Genomic DNA, 20,138 nt, shown 5'->3' on the forward strand with positions numbered 1-20,138 from the left:
TTTAATCATTTTACAAAGGCATTTATACATAAAAGAGGCCGTAAAGCATACATACTTTACGGCGTTTTTTGAAAATTCAGATGGATGTAATTATAGTGGAGAATTATAAACGATCAGTATTGTACTCACCTTATCCTTAATTTGTATCATAGATTTTCTATTGCACAATTCTTGTTTAATAGGTTTTGAATTTTTAATTGGATAATTGTAGTTATTTAGTTTTCTGAGGAAACTTTGTTAATGGTAGTTGTAAAACCGTTCTGGGAAAATTGAAGACTATCTTCATTTCCTTCTGTTTTAGTTAACACGGCTCCAACAGTAGTGTCATAAACTGAATTTTCCTTTTTTTGTTTAAGTTCACTTTTTATACCTTGAGATTCAGTTATCAAATACATTTTATTCCCTTCAAGAGTTATTTTAAAGATCATAATGGCCTCTTTAAGTAAATATAAATAACTTCCTGTGTTTATTTTTAAAATTTCTATATCAATACTTTTAAAGTTTTTATCGTTTTATTATTCAAAATTAACAGCAAGTCTTTAGAAATTGGGTCTATTAAAAATAGTGCAACAAAAACCCAATGCGATTATTACTACTGCTTACCCAGAGTATGCAGTAAAAGGCTTTGAATTATTTGTAACAGACTATTTATTAAAACCATTTTCGATAGAACGTTTTTTGCAAGCAGTCATTATAGTAGAGCAAAAATTATTTTCAAAAAATGAAAACATAATAGTCGATAAGGAAGAAACTACAACATCCATATTTGTGAAAAGTGATAAAAAAATCATAAAAATTAATTTTAATGACATTCAATATATTGAAGCTTACCGCAACTATGTGAAAATTTTTACTGATACAATGACGTTGACACCACATACATTAGCAGAATTTTTAAAAAAATTGCCTGATTACTTTTTACGTATACATAAATCATATGTTATTAATTTTAATACGTTAAAGTTGATTGACGGCAATCAAGTAATGTTGCAAAACAACACCAAATTACCAATTGGTAAATCATATAGAAAATCGCTTTTAGATAGGGTATAGGTGATTAAATCTTCGTACAATAAAAATAATTATTTATTAATCTTTGACGGCAACTTTTACGACTACACATATTTTTTTTTTCTACATAAAATAAAAATCTTTCGTAATTATTTATCATAATTAGTAGCAGAGGAACTATCTTCATGAAATAGATTTAATCTGCATAATTATTCCAAGTTTGTAATATATTAAATTTAAAGATAAATCAAGATAGAACAAAAAGAGGATAACGAATGTTAATAACAATGAGACTTGACTCTCGCCAAAATTGATATTCCCGTGATCTCCATGATAAAATTAAGGAGAAAATAATGAAATTTTAAGTAACAGTTTTCACATAAGACTTTAGTCAACCAAAGTGAGATAACTAGTTATGACAGATTATAGTAAAAGTTTTTTTGAATTTTCTTCAAAGTAAAGAGCATTTTTCTGTATTATATTTAAGTCTACAGGTGGTTTAATGAAAATATAAGTTAAAATTTTGTGTTTCAGTAAATAATCGTTATGTTTGGCGCGAATTCGTAATCATTGATTTAACAGTTAATGATTTGTAAAATAAAGTGTTAAGCTTTTGAAAATATTTTTTATGAGAATGTTTTTATAAAATATTCTGATAAAGATGGTCCCCTAATTTATCATTATTCTTAAACTTGTTTTGAAATGAAACAGACAGCCCCCCTGCTATTCATTGCAATACTTTTATTTTATTGCAATACTAGTGTCGCCCAAAATGAAATCTTGAACTTATTACAAAAAAAATCATTAAAATTAAATGAAGTAGAAAAATACATAGGGAGCAATCAAATTCCAGCGCTATCCTGTGTTGAAACCGTACAAACTCAAATTGAAAACAATCAGCGTAATACTGTTTATCATCGAGATACGGAAACAAACTACGTATTCAATATATATTTTCATGTAATTAATGAAAATAATGGAGAACGCAGCGTACCGATAGATGAAGATGATTTATTAGATGCAGTGGCAATTTTAAATAGAACATTCAATCAATTTAAAATCTTTTTTAAGTACAATGGTTACGGAGAAATAAATAGTACATGGAGGTCGGTAGTGTATTTTGGTGGTACTAGAACCTTTGACGAACTTGTAGAGTATACGAAAAGTATACATAAGTATAAAGAAGATTCTTTTAATGTGTTTTTACCATCTGCAATACGATATAGTCAATACGACCCTAGAGGGATTGCTGGAATCGCAAATAAACCAGGTATAAATAGTGTAATAGATAGTAAGTATTTGCTAACCTCTACTTTACCTCATGAAATAGCACACAATTTTTTATTACATCACACCTATAAAAATTGGAATAGCTCAAATTGTGATTTAGCTGCGAAAAATGACTTGGTAGATGATACTTCATATTCACGTGAATATGATGAGTCAGAAATTAGCTCAGACTGTTCGACATATATAGGTCAAATTAATGATAGCCCTTGTGTAACAGGAATATCTATGGTTCCCGCTAACAATTTCATGAGTTCCTATGTATTGCCTTGCAGATCATTAGAAAATGCTGTTTTTACTGCTGGACAAGGAGAAAGGATGCGCGATATAATACAACAAAAAATAGTATCCGTTTATGCAAACGTAGCAACCACTGTTGAAAGTTTGTACGAACCTTTGTCAGGTGAATATACCCAAGAAGTGGGCGAATCGGTGCATTATGATACAGATACTGAAATAAAATTTCAAAAAGGATTTGATTATCAGTTTGTAGATTGCGACGATACAGATATTGTTAAAAAAAGTTATTCCGTGGATGAAATTCCTAACGAGCACCCATATAATACGGCTATTAAAATAGTACAAGTATCAAAGACAACAGCGCTAAAATGTAATATCCCGACTTCTATTGTTTTTAAGGAAGGTATAATCGTTAGTTTTGGAAAGATACTTGGCAATAGTTATTCGATAAAAGAATTTGATGATAAAGAGATAACAGAGCTTGAATTAGTGAATAAATTGCCAGAAGGATATAACCTGATCAGAGCTGTTTTGCAAAATGGAGAAACGCATAGAAAAATGATTTATAAAAAAAGAAATTAGATTACGTAATTTTTAAAGAAAAAAAGTCATTTAAGATCTATTAGATGACTTTTTTTAGGTGATTATTGTAACAAAAGTTACACTTAAAGATCATAATGAAAGACCTTAATTTATTAAATACTACTATATTTGTTATCTAATAAAATTTAAGATGACGTTAATAAAATCGATCTCTGGAATTAGAGGAACTATTGGTGGAAGCATTGGAGACAATTTAACACCTATTGATGCTGTTAAATTTGCTGCTGCATATGGAACATTTATTAAAAACAGGAATAAAGACAAAGAGAAAATCACAATAGTTATAGGTAGAGATGCCCGTATTTCTGGAAAAATGATGAATAGCTTAGTTGCTAATACGTTGGTTGGATTAGGATTAGATGTTTTAGACCTTGGGTTGTCAACAACACCTACAGTAGAAGTAGCAGTGACTATGGAAAAAGCGGATGGAGGAATTATCTTAACAGCTTCTCATAACCCTAAAGAATGGAATGCTCTAAAATTACTAAATGAGAAGGGAGAATTTATTGATGGAGAAGATGGAGCGGAAGTATTAAAATTAGCGGAAAGTAATTCATTGAATTTTGCAGAAGTAGATGATTTAGGAAGCTATAAAAAGAAAAAAAATTATATTAAAAAACACATTAAACAGGTTTTAAAACTTGATTTAGTTGATAAAAAAGCAATAAAAAAAGCAAAATTTAAAGTTGTTGTTGATGGGGTGAACTCTACAGGAGGAATCGCCATACCAATGCTATTAAAAGAATTAGGGGTTAAATGTATTGAATTGTACTGTGACCCTAATGGAAACTTCCCTCATAACCCAGAACCCTTAAAAGAGAATTTAACGGATATTTCAAACTTGGTGGTTAAAAAGAAAGCTGATTTAGGTATTGTGGTTGATCCAGACGTTGACCGTTTGGCTTTAATTGCTGAAGATGGTTCAATGTTTGGAGAAGAATATACCTTGGTAGCGTGTGCTGATTACGTGTTGGGAAAAAATGGAGGAGGAAATACAGTGTCAAACCTGTCATCTTCAAGAGCCCTAAGAGATGTGACCGAAAAACATGGAGGTTCTTATACCGCAAGTGCAGTAGGTGAGGTGAATGTTGTAAAAAAAATGAAAGAAACAAATACCGTTATTGGAGGAGAAGGTAACGGAGGTATTATTTATCCAGAGTCTCACTATGGTCGTGATTCATTGGTTGGTGTCGCATTGTTTTTATCGCTTTTAGCGAAGAAAAAAATATCATGTAAAGAACTAAGGGATAGCTATCCAAGCTATTTTATGAGTAAAAACAAAATACAATTGACTCCAAAGATTGATGTAGATAGTATTTTGGATCAAATGGCCTCAAAGTATCATGAAGAAGTGGTGAACACAGTTGATGGAGTTAAGATAGACTTTGCTGATGAGTGGGTTCATTTGCGTAAATCTAATACGGAGCCAATTATTAGAATTTATACGGAGTCAACATCACAAGAAAAGGCTGATATTCTTGCAGAAAGATGTATCAAAGAAATAGAAGAAATTATAGCTTAAAAAGCATAAATAATTAATGGCATACAGTGTTTATACGTGTGATCGCAGTAGTTTTTTAATCAATGAATTACTTATGTAAGTATTCGTAGAATTTAGATTTTAATTATGAGTTTAGAAGCATATTTTGAGAAGTTTAGAAATAATATTGTTGGTATAGATCAAACATTTAAATCACCATATGGTGTTATGAAATTGGTGTATACAGATTGGACGGCCAGTGGAAGAATGTACCGACCAATTGAAGAGAAATTATTAAATGAATTTGGACCCTTTGTTGCTAATACCCATACAGAAACTTCTACTTCTGGAGCCGCTATGACTTTAGCTTACAATAAAGCTAGAAAAATCATAAAAGAGCATGTGAATGCGAGTGATGATGATATTTTAATAACAGAAGGTTCTGGAATGACCGGAGTTATTAACAAATTTCAACGAATATTGGGCTTAAAGGTTTCTGAAAACTTAAAAGAGTTCACCCGTATTCCAGATGAGAAACGCCCGATTGTATTTGTAAGTCATATGGAGCATCATTCAAATCAAACTTCATGGTATGAAACCATAGCAGATGTTGAAGTTGTTTCATGTAATGAGGAAGGGTTAGTTTGTTTAGATAAGTTTGAAGAAGCTATAAAAAAATATAAGGATAGGCCTATAAAAATAGCTTCCGTGATCGCAGGATCAAATGTTACAGGGATTAAAACAGAATATCATAAAGTGGCTGCTCTCATTCATAAATATAATGGTTTATGTTTTGTTGATTTCGCCTGTTCAGCACCCTATGTAGATATTAATATGCATCCAGAAAAAGAAGATGAATATTTAGATGCTATTTTCTTTTCACCACATAAGTTTTTAGGAGGTCCTGGGAGCTCAGGAGTATTATTATTCAATAAAAAATTATATAAAAACACAATTCCTGATAATCCAGGAGGTGGAACAGTTACGTATACAAACCCATGGGGAGAACATGATTATTTTGATGATGTTGAAACAAGAGAAGATGGCGGTACCCCAGCATTTTTGCAAACTATTCGGATTGCTCTATCAATGCAGCTAAAAGATCAAATGGGCACAGTATACATGAAAAAACGAGAGGATGAAATTAATCCTGTCATTTTTGAGTCTTTAGAAAGTATTGATGGATTAAAAATCTTGGCTCCTAAACATAAAGCCAGATTGAGTATTTTTTCGTTTTATTTTGAAAAGTATCACTTTAACTTGGTAGTAAAGTTATTAAATGATCGTTTTGGGCTTCAAACAAGGGGAGGTTGCTCTTGTGCAGGTACGTATGGTCATTTTTTATTAAATGTTGATCAAAATACTTCTCATCAAATTAAAGATCAAATTTTGGAAGGATGTAGTACTGATAAACCAGGATGGGTACGTTTATCCATTCACCCAACTATAACGAATGAGGAAGTCGCATATATTTGTAATGCTTTAAAATCTTTAGGAGACAATATAGAACAATGGGCTCATGATTATCATTATGATCCAATTAAGAATGATTATGTTCATAATTCAGTCAAAGCCATCGAGAAAGAATTAGTTGCTGAGTGGTTTAGTTTTTAAATAAATTATGAGATTACTTGATATAGACTTTTTAGTAAATGAATATGCTAAAATAAAAGAAGATAAATTAGAGGGTAGGTGGATCACTTTTGATGATATTAAAGATTTATATCATAATTTACCTGATTTTATAGAGTCTAGACTTATTGGTTCTTCTGAACAGCAAGTAGCAATTTATAAACTTAAGTTCGGTAAAGGTACAAGGAAGATATTGATATGGAGTCAAATGCATGGTAACGAAAGTACTGGAACAAAAGCTGTTTTTGATTTCGTAAACCTTGTTAAGAACTACCCTTCAAACAACATGGTAAAAACGATTCTTTCGAATACAGAGATTCATATTATACCAATGTTAAATCCAGATGGAGCTATGGCTTATACTCGTGTGAACTCTAAAGGAGTTGATCTGAATAGAGATGCGGTAAACCTTAAGGCAAAAGAAAGTAAGTTATTACGAGATATTTTGGAAGAGGTTCGTCCTGAGTTCTGTTTTAACCTTCATGATCAGAGAACAATATTTGGTGTAGAAGGAACTGAAAACCCAGCAACAATTTCCTTTTTAGCTCCGTCAGAAGAGGAGTCTAGGAAAATTACTAAAGGACGTAAACAAACAATGAATGTCATTGTGGCAATGAACAAATTACTGCAAACTATTATCCCTAATCATATTGGTCGGTATACAGACGAGTTTTATCCTACAGCTACCGGAGACAATTTTCAAAAACTAGGGTATAATACAGTTTTAATAGAAGCAGGACATTTCCCTAATGATTACAAGAGAGAAATTGTGAGAAAATTCAATTTTTATGCATTATGTCAAGGTATTTTTCATATTTCTACAACTAATGACTTTAGTGAATACAAAGAATATTTCTCTATCCCCAACAATATCAAGAACTTCTATGATGTGATTTACCGATCAAAAAATAATGAAAAAGATATCGCTTATCAGTATGTAGAAAAGATTGAAAGTAATAAATTTGCATTTACTTTAATTAAAGAAAATGAAGGAGATTTGTCATCATATTTATCTCATGAAGAATTTATAGTAAATGATTGATCTTTGTTTTTTCTTCAATAAAAGGATATAAAAATTGAAAAAAAATCATATTTTAGCAATATTACTTGAATAATAACAAAATGAAAAAATTTGTACTGGATGAAATAGATCATCAAATCTTAGACATTTTAATAGAGAATGCGCGAACTCCTTTTACTGATATCGCAAAGAAGTTATTGGTATCAGCAGGAACCATACACGTTCGTGTAAAAAAAATGGAAGATGAAGGTATAATTGAAGGTTCTACATTGACCTTAAATTATGAAAAGATGGGATATTCTTTTATAGCTCATGTTGGGGTTTTTTTAGAGAAAACATCAATGACTCAACATGTTTTAGATAATTTAAGATTGATTCCTAATGTAACGGTCGCTTATGTTACTGCTGGTAAATATAATATTTTTTGTAAAGTGAGAGCGAAGAGTACTAATGACGCCAAAGATATTATTTACAGGATAGATGATATTCATGGGGTTAATAGAACCGAGACCATGATCTCTTTAGAAGAAAGTATTAACGACAAGAAACGTTTAATGCATGCTATATTTAAAGAAATATAGCTAAATCATTAGTGTAAAAAATAAAAGGGATGCAAATTGCATCCCTTTGTCTGTTAATTAAAGTTTTTATTTTTATAATTATTAGTTGTTTGTGCTTTTTATTTATAGTTTCTCAAGTTCTTCCAAAGAGATTTCTCCGGTACTTATTTTACGAATCTCATCAATAGTTGACAACATAGAGTTGCGAACATCAGCGGGGATATCAATATTACTAGACTTTGCATTATCTGGGAGTTTAGCATCTAAAACGGATTCTTTATATAAAAAGAAAAAATAATCGTCAAATAATTCTGCCTTTATAGCTAAAGTTTTACCCAATACATATCCTAAACGAAAGGCAGCACGTCGTTGATTTGGAGTTCCATGATGATCAGGTTGGCTATAGTTATAATCTCCAATTGACTCAAGACATTTATAGCCTTTAATAGCTGTTTTCCATGGTGCTGCAAACCCCTTTTTATGACCAAAATAGTAACCCGCAAGACCATCTGCTTCTAGCTCAATAGCTCTTACAGTGTCTTCAGTTACAGATGGGTAATCAAATCTAAATTGAAACTGATGAGCTACCTCATGGGCTAAAATGGTCGTAGCACCTATCCTTCCATATTTTAGACCATGGCGGTAGAACTCTTCTCCATAACCAATCCACCCTTCATAATACCCCTTAAACTCATCATCATAATAGCTGTAATTATAGGAAATGGCATTATCTGTATCTTCACCTAAGACAAAATACAATGGTACTGCTTCAATTGTAAATAGTTTTGATATCTTTTCATGTTGAGCTCGTATGAAATCAGTTTCTTCTTGATTTATAATAGTAAGACTAAATTCATCATCGCTAGTCCATCCTCGACTGGCATATGGGTTATCTGGAGGGAAACAATAATTTTGTGTTGTTTCGTCTAGTTTAAGCTGAAAATCGAAGTTTTCAGTAGCAGTCGTATCTTTTTCGCTACAGCTAGTAAAAAATACAGTTGCCATAAATATTAATAGTAAATGTTTTACATTTCTCATTCTTTTAATTGTTTTAGTTAAAGTTAATTAACAGTTGTGCTGGTAAATGTATTGTTTAACTTTTAGCTTACTGTTAATTACTGTTAACTAGTGTTAACTAGTGTTAAAAAACCCTGATTATCAGTGTTTAAGGTTGATTCTTAAGACCGATTGAGCATGATTTATTGCAATAAAAAGATGGGCTATAAGACATCAATAAAAGAAGGTTTTGTAGTATTTATTACTATAGTATAAGGACGCTCAACCGAAAATTGTGTAAGGATAAAACAAGATCAAAGCTATATGTGAGGTAATAGCATTGGTATAGTGTAGAAAAAAAGTTGTCTAAACTATTTAGTTTAGACAACTTATTCGTTATTAACTTTTCAATATTTTAAAGATTAATTTATAGTTTTTCGAATTCTTCTTTAGAAATTTCTCCTATACTGATTTTACGAAGCTCATCAACCTTTGTCAGAATTGATTCATAAATGTCAGATCGTATATCTTTGGGTTTCGTTAGATTTTTACGTAAATTTCCTGATAAAACATAGTAGTCATAGAAATAGAAAAAATTATAATCAAAATCATGAATAGAGAGGTTATAGGCACCTAATAAATATCCTAAACGAAAAGCAGAACGGCGCTGAGCTGGTGTTCCATGATGATTTTGATTGTCATAGTTGTAATCTCCAATGGTTCCAGAAAAATTATAAGCAGTAGAAGCTTGCGGCCAGTTAGCATTATAACCATTAGGTCTTCGGATATAATATCCTGCAAAACCATCAGCTTCCAATTCACTTGATCTTACGGTATTTTCTGTTCTAGAAGGTAAATTATATCTGTATTGCAATTGATGAGCTACTTCATGGGCTTGCATCATTACAGCAGCTATTCTTCCAAACTCTAAACAGTACTGGTAAACTTCTTCACCAAAAATAATATATCCGTCATAATAAGATACGGCGTTAAATGTACCAGGACCTTTAGCAAAATACAGTGGTATTGGGCTAATGTTGAACAACCATGCTATTTTATAGTTTTGATAACGTATAAAGTTAGTTTCTGATTCATTTACAATGGTATTGCTTATGTACGCGTAAGGCCCCCAAACTTCATCTATATATCCATGATCAGTATACATGCATCCATGGTGAGTAACCCCATTATTTAGCTTCACTTCTGAGTTTTGAATAGGGTTGTTGTCATTTTCATTGCAACTGGTAAAAAATAGGACCGATGCAAATAGTAATAATGATATGCGTTTTAGATTTTTCATTTTATTAGTTGTTTTAATGAAAAGTTAAATAACTAGTGGGGAGGAGGTGTAAAGATATAGCCCAATATTTCTTATACTGTTAATTACTGTTAATAAAAGCTAATTGTTAATTTTACAACAAGAAGAGGGGAAATGTTAAATTAATAGTAATATCGAGATATTTAGTAGAATTATATTGACTTTTTTGTTGATTTAACACAAATTATACTGTTTTAATTATTAATTTACCTACCGTAGTTTTTATGGTAAATGCCCATCTATAGCTCATCCATAAGCAATGAATACGAGGAAATGGTTGTGTAATACCATTTACCAAAGAATCGGTATTACTTTAGTATTTTTAGAAGAATAGAAAGGGTAAACTAATACAATTCCCAGTCAAATTTATCAAATAATAAAATCCAGTTTTTAGGAAATGGTGATTGAAGAGTTAGCTCTTCGTTAGAGAAAGGATGTTTAAAATCTAATGAAAAAGCATGTAAAAATAAATTATCACAACCAAAATTATCAATAAACATGGTATTATGATTTTTATCCCCATATTTAGGATCGCCAATTAAAGGATGGCTTATTTTATTTGTATGAATACGTAATTGATGTAATCTACCAGTTTTAGGTAATAATTTAACAAGACTATAGCGTGAAGTATTATATGGTTTAACAGGGATGTCTAAAATTATTGTTTTAATGGTTTCAAGGTAGGTTTCAGCGTCTTTGTATACATTTGAATCTCTGCCCTTTACAGGTGTGTCAATCACTTTGTTTTCTGGAGCATGCCCTCTTACAATACCGTAATATGTTTTTTGGATTAAGTTCTCATTAAATAGCAATTGAAATTTCGACACATATCTTGTCTCTTTTGCTAATAAAATAATTCCAGACGTCTTTCTATCAAGCCTATGAATAGGGTATAGCTTTTCGCCCAATTGATCATGTAATAATTGCAATAAAGATTTTTCGTTGGCAACATTTCGCGAATGGTGGGCATGATGTACAACTATATTATTGGGTTTAGAAACACAAACTATGTATTGATCTTCAAAAAGAATTTCTATTTTCAAAATTATTTTGTTTAACAGTTAAAAGGGCTGTTCATTAATGTGTTTTTTGACGTATTTTAATAAAATAAGTGCTAAAATACCACAAATTAAAAACCCAAGGAATAAAGGAGAAACCGTTGTTTTTACAAATTTCCCTATAAATGTGGCGATAGGTACAGCCATAACAGTTGATACAAAACCATTGATGGCAGCTCCAATACCAGCAATATGGCCTATGGGTTGCATTGCTAGGGCTCTTATGTTACCGAATAAAAAGCCAATAGAAAAAAACTGTATAGCAAAAAAAAGAATGATGATTTCTATACTAGGGTTATTTTTTCCTAAAAAAAGAACTAGATATATTAATGAAGTAAAAATGAATATATAGGTAAAAAAGTAAATTAATTTGAACATCCCATATTTCATCACCAAAGTGCCATTTAAAAAGGTGGCAAACCCAACAGAAATAGCTAAACCAGCAAAAATAAAAGGAAACTCTTCCGTTAAATTATATTGTACTTGAAAAATATGTTGAGAAGCACTGAGATACACCATAAAAGAACCAGTGATGAGGCCAGAAACAAAGGTTAAAACCACGGCTTGTTTTTGTTTCATAAACTCTTTGTAGCCATTCATAAATAAATCCAATGAAAATTTGGTTTTATATTCTTCTTTTAAAGTTTCTGGTTGCCTTTTCCATAACCATATCATTACGCCTAAGCCAAAAATCAATTGGCTGTAAAATATAGATTTCCAACCATAGTTATCTAGCATTATTTTACCAATAGATGGTGCTATTACAGGAACAAGAATAAAAATCACAACAATAAACGACATTATTTTGGCCATATAATTACCGCTAAAAGAATCCCGTACCATCGCGATACTAATCGTTCTAGGAGCAGAAAGACCAACTCCTTGTAATATTCGTCCTAAAACCATTATTTCGATATTCTTTGCATAAATACATATAAAACTAGCAAAAACGAATAGAATAAAGCCGAAATAAATAACAGGTTTCCTTCCAAAACTATCAGATATGGGGCCTGCTATTAATTGTCCAAACCCTAAGCCTAGAAAGATCATAGTAACCAATAATTGATTATCATTTGTTTCTTTTAAATTAATAGAATAGCCTATTTGCTCTAAAGCAGGAAGAAGGGCATCAATAGATAGAGCTACCAGTGACATTAATGAAGCCATTAAAGCGATAAACTCTAATTTAGACGTATTGAAAGTTTTTTGCATTATGCAAATTTACAATAATTGAGAAGTAATGAATCAACTATCTAAAATAATATTGTAAAAGTTAATTAAAAATTTATTAAATTTGGATAGGGTAAAACGAAATTGTGGCAATGACAATTTTAAAGAAACAGCAAAGCAACAAGTTAAAGTAATTATTAAAAAATAGTTAGTTTTAAGTTGTAAAAGCATTGTTAAATTTTAAAAAAATGTTATGTTTGTTACAATGGAAAGCAAAAAAAATATTTGTCAGCCAAAAGTATTTGAAAATATTTATGAAGAACAGTCGAAATCTTTGTATAATTTCATGTATTATAAATGTGGAGATAAGGATTTAGCTGAAGATTTTGTTCAAGAATCTTTTATTAAATTATGGGAAAACTGCGCTAAAGTATTTCTAGAAAAATCAAAATCTTTTCTATTTACAGTAGCCAATAATATGTTTTTAAATCATGTTGCTCATAAAAAAATTGTTTTAAAACACTCATCTGAAAATAAAAAAGGGTATACAAACGAAACCCCTGAGTTTATTATTGAAGAAAAAGAATTTTTAGATAAGTTAAAAAAAGCAATTGGTGATTTACCAGAAAAGCAAAGAGAGGTTTTTCTATTAAATAGAATCGATAAAAAAAAGTATAAAGAAATCGCAGAAATGCTTGGTTTATCCGTTAAAGCAGTGGAAAAAAGAATGTCCGTTGCATTAAAAAGCTTAAGGGATAAAATAGGCAATCATATTTAAGTAGGGTTCGATGTGGTTTATTTGTTATATACTTAGAATAGAAGGCAATGAATAAAAAAATAGATGAAATTTACTTGGCTCGATGGCTAAACAAAGAGTTAACGGATAATGAGTTGGAGGATTTTAAAAAATCACCCGACTATGCTACATATGAAAAAATAATGGAGGTTTCTGCTGGATTTCAACAACCTTCTTTTGACAAAGGAAAAGCTTTTAATTCTCTAAAGAGAAAAATTAGTTCCAATACAAAGGAACATAAAAGGAGATTGATTAAAATGAATTGGGTTTATGCAGCAGCGGCTTCTCTGTTGTTATTATTAGGAATACAATATTTTTTTAATACGAGCATAGAGTATACGACTGGCTATGGGGAGCAAGTAGTGATGGAGTTACCTGATGGTTCCGAGGTTAGTATAAACTCAAAATCTACAATTAGTTACGATAAAAAAGCATGGGGTAAAACAAGGGAACTTAGTTTGTATGGAGAAGCGTATTTTAAAGTAACGAAAGGAAGAACCTTTAAGGTGAATACAGCCATAGGAGAAGTGGAGGTGTTGGGTACTCAATTTAATGTGAAATCTAATAAGGATTATATTGAAGTACATTGTTTTGAGGGTGAAGTCAAAGTAACTTCTTGTGGAAGTACCAGTATTTTAACTAAAGGAAAAGTTGTTCGGAAATTCAAAGGTGGTCCCATAGAGAAATGGGATACTTCTCACGAAGAACCAAGCTGGAAAAAGGGAGAAACATGTTTTAAAAGTATTCCTTTAAAACACGTTGTTTTATCAATTGAAAATCAATATAATGTAAACATAAAAGTAAACGACGTAGACTTGAATCAAAAGTTTACAGGTAGCTACACACATAGTAATTTAAATGTTGCTCTAAAAACTGTTTTTGACCCTATGAAAATAGGAGTTGTCTTTATTGATAAAAAAACAGTTACCTTAGTTAAGCAATAAATAAATGAATGAAATATAAACTTTGTTATGTTTTATTACTGTTTTCGTTGTTTCTCTTCACAAATGAGATGCTTGGCCAACAACGAAAATTACTGAGTGAATTTTTGAGTGAGTTAGAGTTGATGCACGATATTAAATTCTCTTATAGTGACGAACTTATAAAAGAAAAATATGTTCGAACAAAAATTATTGATACTAGTTTAGCTGATATTCTTCATAAATTATCTGATAAGTTCAATCTGAGCTTTAAAATAGTAGAAAATAGATATATTATTATTTCTGAGAAAATTAGCAAGTATGTGTATATATCTGGTTATGTATATGATTTACATTCTAAGAAAGCCATAGAGGGAGCCAATGTTTTTCTACATGGGAGAAATTCTGGAGTAAGCACAGGGCATGATGGTTTTTTTAAGTTAGAGCATCTTAATAAAAGTGATAGTCTTATAATTTCATTTGTTGGTTATGAATCTAAAACGCTAAATATAACTGATAATTTACGTAAAAAGCGACCAAAAGTTTATTTGAAAAAGATAAATACGGTGTTGCAAGAAGTGTTGATTCCTGATAATATTGTGGAAGCGATACATGATGAACCTGATGGTTCTATTGTCATGTCACCTCAAAAACTTGAGGGGGTTGCTGGGTTAATGGAATCTGACGTACTTCAAAGCATACAGTTGCTTCCAGGAATTAGTAGTCCAGATGAAACTGCTACAGATGTGTATATTAGAGGTGGTGCACCTGAGCAAAACTTAATATTGTTTGATGGAATTAAAATGTACAATACATCTCATTTTTTTGGAATGATTTCTGCCTTTAATCCTTATGTTATTGATAAAGTGAAAATTTTTAAAGGAGGAGCCAGTCCGGAATATGGTAATCACACTTCAGGAATTATTGATATTGTTACCAAGCGTGATATACCTGAAAATCTTGAAGGAGGCATAGCAGTGAATATGACTGATTTTAATATTTTCTTTAACGCTCCGTTATCGAATAAATTTGGCGTATCAATGTCTTGGCGAAGATCATTTACAGATTATTTTATGACATCAACATTTAATAGGTTTTCTAAAAAAGTTTATCAAAATACATTTTTAGGAATGAAAGAAAATTTTCAGCTTGATTTATTTGATGAAACCCATGTCTTTAACTTTTCAGACATCAACGCTAAGGTTAGTTGTGTCTTGTCGCCTACGGATATGCTAACGTTTAGTTATTTGTTTGTTAGAAACGACCTAAGCTATGATTTCTTTACGAAAGATTCCGATGATTATTCAACAAAAGATGATTTGCAAATTAAAAGTAATGGATATGGAATCAAATGGGAACACAAATGGAATGATACTAGTATTTTAAGATCGAGTTTTTATTCCTCAAATTATGACCTCATGTATGATTATAAAGGAAGCTTCATTCCTATTTTCAATCTGGAACAAGAAAAGGAAAAACGAAATACTATTCATGAAGTAGGCTATAAAACTACTATTAAAAATACAATTGGAAAAAACACTGTCTTGTTATCTGGATATGAATTTGTTAATAGCGGAGTTGATTATAGTATAGTTGTCCGAGACAGTGGTTTTGATACTGATGCGAGAGTAGAAGATTTAAAAAATAACAATACGCATGCGTTATTTTTCAACTATGGATATAGTAATAGCAATAAAACGATCATTAATTTGGGGGTAAGGGCGAATTATTTTTCTTTGTCTAAAAGCGGGTATATGGAGCCGCGAGTATATATTCAGAAAAAAATAATACCAAATATTTCGTTAAAATCATCGATTGAACTTAAACATCAAAATATCGGGCAAGTAATAGAGAATCATACGCAAGATTTTGGGTTAGAACGACAAATTTGGTTGCTAAGAGACAATAAAGAAATACCTGTGTTAAGTAATCAGCAATATAGTTTGGGAATTATTTATAAAGCTAAAGGAATCCTTTTTGATATAGATTATTATAACAAAAAATCTAACGGAATAACCTCTTTAACAAGAGGAACAATAGGTAGCGTTAGTGATTATTTTAAAGGACATGCAGATGTGAAAGGTGTTGATGTTTTTTTTAAAAAATCAATAGAGAACTATAATACTTGGGTAAATTATAGCTACAGTAGTGTTAGTTATTCTTTTGAAGGGTTAAATGACGGAATTCATTTTCCAAGCAGTTTTGATGTTACAAATAACTTTTTATGGGCTCACAATTTAAGGTTGGGTAATTTTAGCTTTTCTTTAAATTGGTTATTTAGAAGCGGCACGCCTTATACAGCAGCAAGTCATGTAAATAGTAATGATCAAACTATTGTTTACGGAGCGTTGAACGGGCGGCGTTTACCACATTATCACAAACTAGATTTCTCATCCAGTTACAGATTTAATTTGGGAAAAAAGAAAGATTTGAAGGCTAACATTGGTCTCTCATTTTTCAATATATATAACAAACCAAATATATTGAGCAGAGAGTATACAATTGCTGTGGAGAATAATGAAAATGTTATACGACCTATAGACGTTGTGTCTCTGGGTTTCACACCTAATGTAACTTTTAGAGTCAATTTAAAATAAATAGCGTATATTTGTTTAATTATATTTAAAATATATTGAACAAAATAAAAACAGTATTCACGATAAAAGATCTCGAAAATATATCAGGGATCAAAGCGCATACCATTAGGATATGGGAAAAGCGATACGATTTATTGCAACCTAAAAGAACCGACTCGAATATTCGTTATTATTCATCGGAGAGTATGCAAAAGCTTTTGAATATAGCACTGCTAAATAAACATAACTACAAAATATCAAAAATTGCAGAGATGACAGACGACAAGTTGAAAATTCTCGTAAGAGAGTTGTCGTTAAAATTAGCTGTAAACGATGAGGCAACGAATGCATTGAAAATAGCGATGTTTCAGTTTGATAAAATACTGTTTAATAGCACCTATAATAAACTGGTAAATAGAAAGAATTTTAGAGAGGTTTTTAGAGATGTATTTATTCCTTTTTTTGAATATATAGGGGTGCTCTGGCAAACAGATACCTTATTGCCTGCACATGAACATTTTGTTTCCAATTTAATCATACAAAAAATACAACTTAATACGGAAAACCTGGAATGTAGTGTAACGAACAATGACGTTACTTATGTACTGTTTCTTCCAGATGGGGAAATTCATGAAATAGGATTATTGTATTTAAATTATGAGTTAGCATTAAGGGGGTGTTTTTCTGTCTATTTGGGCCAAAGTTTACCTTTAGATAATATATGGTATTTTATTGAGAATAAGCCATTTGTTAGATTTGTTTGCTCTATGACAGTAAAGCCTGACAATGATAAGATACAAGGGTATTTCGAGGAAATTAACCGCATGTTAAGCGGTACCAAACATGAGTTTATTGCTCTAGGAAATAAACCCTCTTCGTTAAATCTAAAACAATTTGATTCTAATATTAAGGTATATCCGTCATTACTGAAATTGTTAAAAGAAATCTGAGGATAATCCTTTAAAAAATTTAAAATTAAGTATTAATTTTAATAAAATTGTAAGAAAAATTTATGTAACTCAATTTATTTTGTTTAACTTTGTGTGGATATGCTTAAACAAAAACACAAAATATTTATTATAGGTTCTGGGTTTTCTTCAATTTCTGCTGCTTGTTATATGGCTAAGTTAGGCTTTAAAGTAGTAATTTATGAGAAAAATAGTACATTAGGAGGTCGTGCGAGACGTTATGTGAATAATGGTTTCACATTTGATATTGGGCCTACTTGGTACTGGATGCCAGATGTTTTTGAGAAATTTTTCTCAGATTTCGGAAAGAAACCCTCTGATTATTATAGATTGGAGAAATTATCACCTGCCTACCAAGTCTATTTTGGGGAAAATGATAGTATTACAATTCCTGATAATTTTAGTGCTATTTGCAATGTCTTTGAAGAAGAAGAAAAAGGAAGCGCTAAACATTTAATACAATTCATGAAATCTGCTGAAGAAAATTATGAAATTGCAGTTAGAAACATGGTGTATAAACCAGGTGTATCTCCACTTGAATTGATTTCTTATAAAACAATTATTCGATGCAATCAGTTTTTTTCGACCATAAGAAAACAGGTGAGAAAGAAGATAAAAAATGAAAAATTAATCCAGATATTAGAATTTCCTGTTTTGTTTTTAGGAGCAAAACCAAGTAACACCCCGTCATTTTACAATTTTATGAATTATGCCGATTTCTCTCTTGGAACATGGCATCCGGTGGGTGGTATGTATAAAGTGGTTGAGGGAATGGTCCGTTTAGCAAAGGAATTAGGGGTAGAGTTCAAAACAAATAGCCCAGTATCACGTATCATCGTTGATAATGATGATAATATTGCTGGATTAGAAATTAATGGTAAAGTTGAAAAGGCAAACTTGGTACTAAGTGGCGCTGATTATCATCATACTGAAAGTTTGTTACCCTTGTCGTTAAGGGGGTACTCAGAAAAATATTGGGATAAAAAAACATTTGCACCTTCATCCTTGCTGTTCTATGTAGGGTTCGATAAAAAACTAAAGAACGTGCGTCATCATACATTGTTTTTTGATACAGATTTCGATACGCATGCCAAAACTATTTATGATGATCCTAGCTGGCCTAAAGAACCATTGTTTTATGCTAGCTTTCCTTCGATAACAGATACTTCATTCGCGCCTCAAGGTAAAGAAGCCGGAACGTTTTTAATTCCTTTGGCACCCGGAATCGAAGATACGCCCGAACTTCGTGAGAAGTATTTTAACATAATTATAGAGAGGTTAGAGAGGTTGACTGGTCAAGAGGTGAAAGACAGTATTCTTTTTAAAGAGAGTTATTGCGTAAATGACTTCATTGAAGATTATAATTCTTACAAAGGAAATGCATATGGGCTGGCAAATATATTAACGCAAACCGCATTTTTACGACCTAAACTCAAAAGTAAAAAAGTAAACAATTTGTATTTCACAGGACAATTAACGGTTCCAGGACCGGGTGTGCCACCGTCTTTAATTTCGGGAAATGTAGTTTCACAATTAATTCACAAAACATATAAATAATGAAGAGGTTATATGATCAAGTTTCTTACAACTGTAGTAAATTAGTTACTCAAAAATATAGTACTTCATTTTCGTTGGCAACGAAAATGTTGGCCCCTGAAATTCGTGAAGCTATTTATAATATTTATGGTTTTGTAAGATTGGCAGATGAAATAGTGGATACTTTCCATGAGTATGATAAGGAAACCTTGCTGCTTCAATTTGAAAAAAATTATTATTTGGGTAAAGAGCAGGGGATTAGTCTTAATCCTGTCTTAAACTCGTTCATAAAGACTGTAGAAAAGTATAATATTGAAGATGCACTTGTTCAGTCATTTTTAAAAAGTATGAAGGCTGATTTATACAAAACGGAATACACAACACAAAAGGAATATGAAGAGTATATTTATGGTTCTGCCGATGTAGTTGGTTTAATGTGTTTGCGTGTTTTTGTAAAAGGTGACGACGCAAAATATAAAGAATTACAAGACGCTGCAAAGAGATTGGGATCTGCTTTTCAAAAGGTGAATTTTTTACGAGACTTAAAAGACGATATAGAGTTATTAAATCGCTCGTATTTTCCGAATGTCAATTTAAAAGAGTTGGACGCGAAATCGAAAGAAAAGATTATTAAAGAAATAGAAGAGGATTTTGATTATGCTTACGCAAACGGGGTTTTAAAATTACCAGTTGAAGCTAAATTAGGAGTGTATATTGCCTATAGATACTACAGAAGGTTATTGAAAAAATTAAAATCAGTGCCGTCTTCAGAGATTATGCTTTCCCGTGTGAGAATTTCAAACAGCTTGAAGATTAGCTTATTAATGAGGGGGTATGCTAGGTATAAATTAAATTTGTTACGATAAAGTTAGTAACGTAATTCAATACATACTGCTAATTAGTTAGAGTATGTAACCAATAATAAGACATTATGATTATATATATGCTGGTAACATTCGCCACATT

General features: G+C 31.1%; 17 protein-coding genes. 12 read left to right on the top strand and 5 right to left on the bottom strand.

Annotation, left to right across the window (positions count from 1 at the left end):
• Window positions 1-215: 215 nt before the first annotated feature.
• A complete protein-coding gene (locus AC2TDS_RS01300; RefSeq protein ID WP_484737324.1) occupies window positions 216-428 on the bottom strand; it encodes a hypothetical protein in 213 nt (70 codons plus the stop codon).
• A gap of 136 nt (window positions 429-564) precedes the next feature.
• Between AC2TDS_RS01300 and AC2TDS_RS01305 the strand changes: the two genes are divergently transcribed.
• The 6 genes from AC2TDS_RS01305 (at window position 565) to AC2TDS_RS01330 (ending at window position 7,855) form a co-directional block, all read left to right on the top strand.
• Window positions 565-1,053, top strand: a complete 489-nt coding sequence (locus tag AC2TDS_RS01305) for a LytR/AlgR family response regulator transcription factor (RefSeq protein WP_484737325.1) — start codon at window positions 565-567, stop codon at window positions 1,051-1,053.
• A 660-nt stretch (window positions 1,054-1,713) separates the two neighbouring features.
• Complete coding sequence (locus tag AC2TDS_RS01310; RefSeq protein ID WP_484737326.1) at window positions 1,714-3,120, top strand: zinc metalloprotease; 1,407 nt, start codon at window positions 1,714-1,716, stop codon at window positions 3,118-3,120.
• A gap of 151 nt (window positions 3,121-3,271) precedes the next feature.
• Window positions 3,272-4,663 (top strand): phosphoglucosamine mutase, encoded by a 1,392-nt coding sequence (gene glmM / locus AC2TDS_RS01315; RefSeq protein WP_484737327.1) that lies wholly within the window; start codon window positions 3,272-3,274, stop codon window positions 4,661-4,663.
• Between the two features lie 105 nt (window positions 4,664-4,768).
• Entirely contained in the window at window positions 4,769-6,235 is a 1,467-nt protein-coding gene (locus tag AC2TDS_RS01320) for an aminotransferase class V-fold PLP-dependent enzyme (protein ID WP_484737328.1), read from the top strand.
• 7 nt (window positions 6,236-6,242) lie between these two features.
• Window positions 6,243-7,295 (top strand): M14 family zinc carboxypeptidase, encoded by a 1,053-nt coding sequence (locus AC2TDS_RS01325; RefSeq protein ID WP_484737329.1) that lies wholly within the window; start codon window positions 6,243-6,245, stop codon window positions 7,293-7,295.
• Window positions 7,296-7,375: 80 nt separating this feature from the next.
• Complete coding sequence (locus AC2TDS_RS01330) at window positions 7,376-7,855, top strand: Lrp/AsnC family transcriptional regulator (RefSeq protein ID WP_484737330.1); 480 nt, start codon at window positions 7,376-7,378, stop codon at window positions 7,853-7,855.
• Between the two features lie 102 nt (window positions 7,856-7,957).
• Here AC2TDS_RS01330 and AC2TDS_RS01335 read toward each other — a convergent pair whose 3' ends face one another.
• The 4 genes from AC2TDS_RS01335 to AC2TDS_RS01350 form a co-directional block, all read right to left on the bottom strand.
• Window positions 7,958-8,872, bottom strand: coding sequence for a neutral zinc metallopeptidase (locus tag AC2TDS_RS01335; RefSeq protein ID WP_484737331.1), 915 nt, complete (start codon window positions 8,870-8,872; stop codon window positions 7,958-7,960).
• 385 nt (window positions 8,873-9,257) lie between these two features.
• Entirely contained in the window at window positions 9,258-10,130 is an 873-nt protein-coding gene (locus AC2TDS_RS01340; RefSeq protein ID WP_484737332.1) for a metalloprotease, read from the bottom strand.
• Between the two features lie 362 nt (window positions 10,131-10,492).
• Window positions 10,493-11,191 carry a pseudouridine synthase gene (locus AC2TDS_RS01345; RefSeq protein WP_484737333.1) on the bottom strand — a complete coding sequence of 233 codons (699 nt, stop codon included), beginning with the start codon at window positions 11,189-11,191 and terminating at the stop codon, window positions 10,493-10,495.
• Between the two features lie 18 nt (window positions 11,192-11,209).
• The gene (locus AC2TDS_RS01350) at window positions 11,210-12,418 is read right to left on the bottom strand and encodes a multidrug effflux MFS transporter (protein WP_484737334.1); all 1,209 of its coding nucleotides are present in this window, start codon (window positions 12,416-12,418) and stop codon (window positions 11,210-11,212) included.
• Between the two features lie 223 nt (window positions 12,419-12,641).
• Here AC2TDS_RS01350 and AC2TDS_RS01355 point away from each other — a divergent pair, with 223 nt between their 5' ends.
• From AC2TDS_RS01355 to AC2TDS_RS01380, 6 genes are all read left to right on the top strand, one after another.
• Window positions 12,642-13,154, top strand: coding sequence for an RNA polymerase sigma factor (locus tag AC2TDS_RS01355; protein ID WP_484737335.1), 513 nt, complete (start codon window positions 12,642-12,644; stop codon window positions 13,152-13,154).
• A 47-nt stretch (window positions 13,155-13,201) separates the two neighbouring features.
• The gene (locus tag AC2TDS_RS01360) at window positions 13,202-14,116 is read left to right on the top strand and encodes a FecR family protein (protein WP_484737336.1); all 915 of its coding nucleotides are present in this window, start codon (window positions 13,202-13,204) and stop codon (window positions 14,114-14,116) included.
• An 8-nt stretch (window positions 14,117-14,124) separates the two neighbouring features.
• Entirely contained in the window at window positions 14,125-16,689 is a 2,565-nt protein-coding gene (locus AC2TDS_RS01365; RefSeq protein WP_484737337.1) for a TonB-dependent receptor, read from the top strand.
• Window positions 16,690-16,724: 35 nt separating this feature from the next.
• Window positions 16,725-17,618 carry a MerR family transcriptional regulator gene (locus AC2TDS_RS01370; RefSeq protein WP_484737338.1) on the top strand — a complete coding sequence of 298 codons (894 nt, stop codon included), beginning with the start codon at window positions 16,725-16,727 and terminating at the stop codon, window positions 17,616-17,618.
• A 99-nt stretch (window positions 17,619-17,717) separates the two neighbouring features.
• Window positions 17,718-19,193 carry a bifunctional phytoene desaturase/3,4-desaturase gene (crtID, locus tag AC2TDS_RS01375; protein WP_484737339.1) on the top strand — a complete coding sequence of 492 codons (1,476 nt, stop codon included), beginning with the start codon at window positions 17,718-17,720 and terminating at the stop codon, window positions 19,191-19,193.
• Window positions 19,193-20,038, top strand: a complete 846-nt coding sequence (locus tag AC2TDS_RS01380) for a phytoene/squalene synthase family protein (protein ID WP_484737340.1) — start codon at window positions 19,193-19,195, stop codon at window positions 20,036-20,038. The genes crtID and AC2TDS_RS01380 overlap by 1 nt, the downstream gene beginning before the upstream one ends.
• Window positions 20,039-20,138: the final 100 nt, after the last annotated feature.

The sequence above is a fragment of the Tenacibaculum profundicola genome (assembly GCF_057220795.1).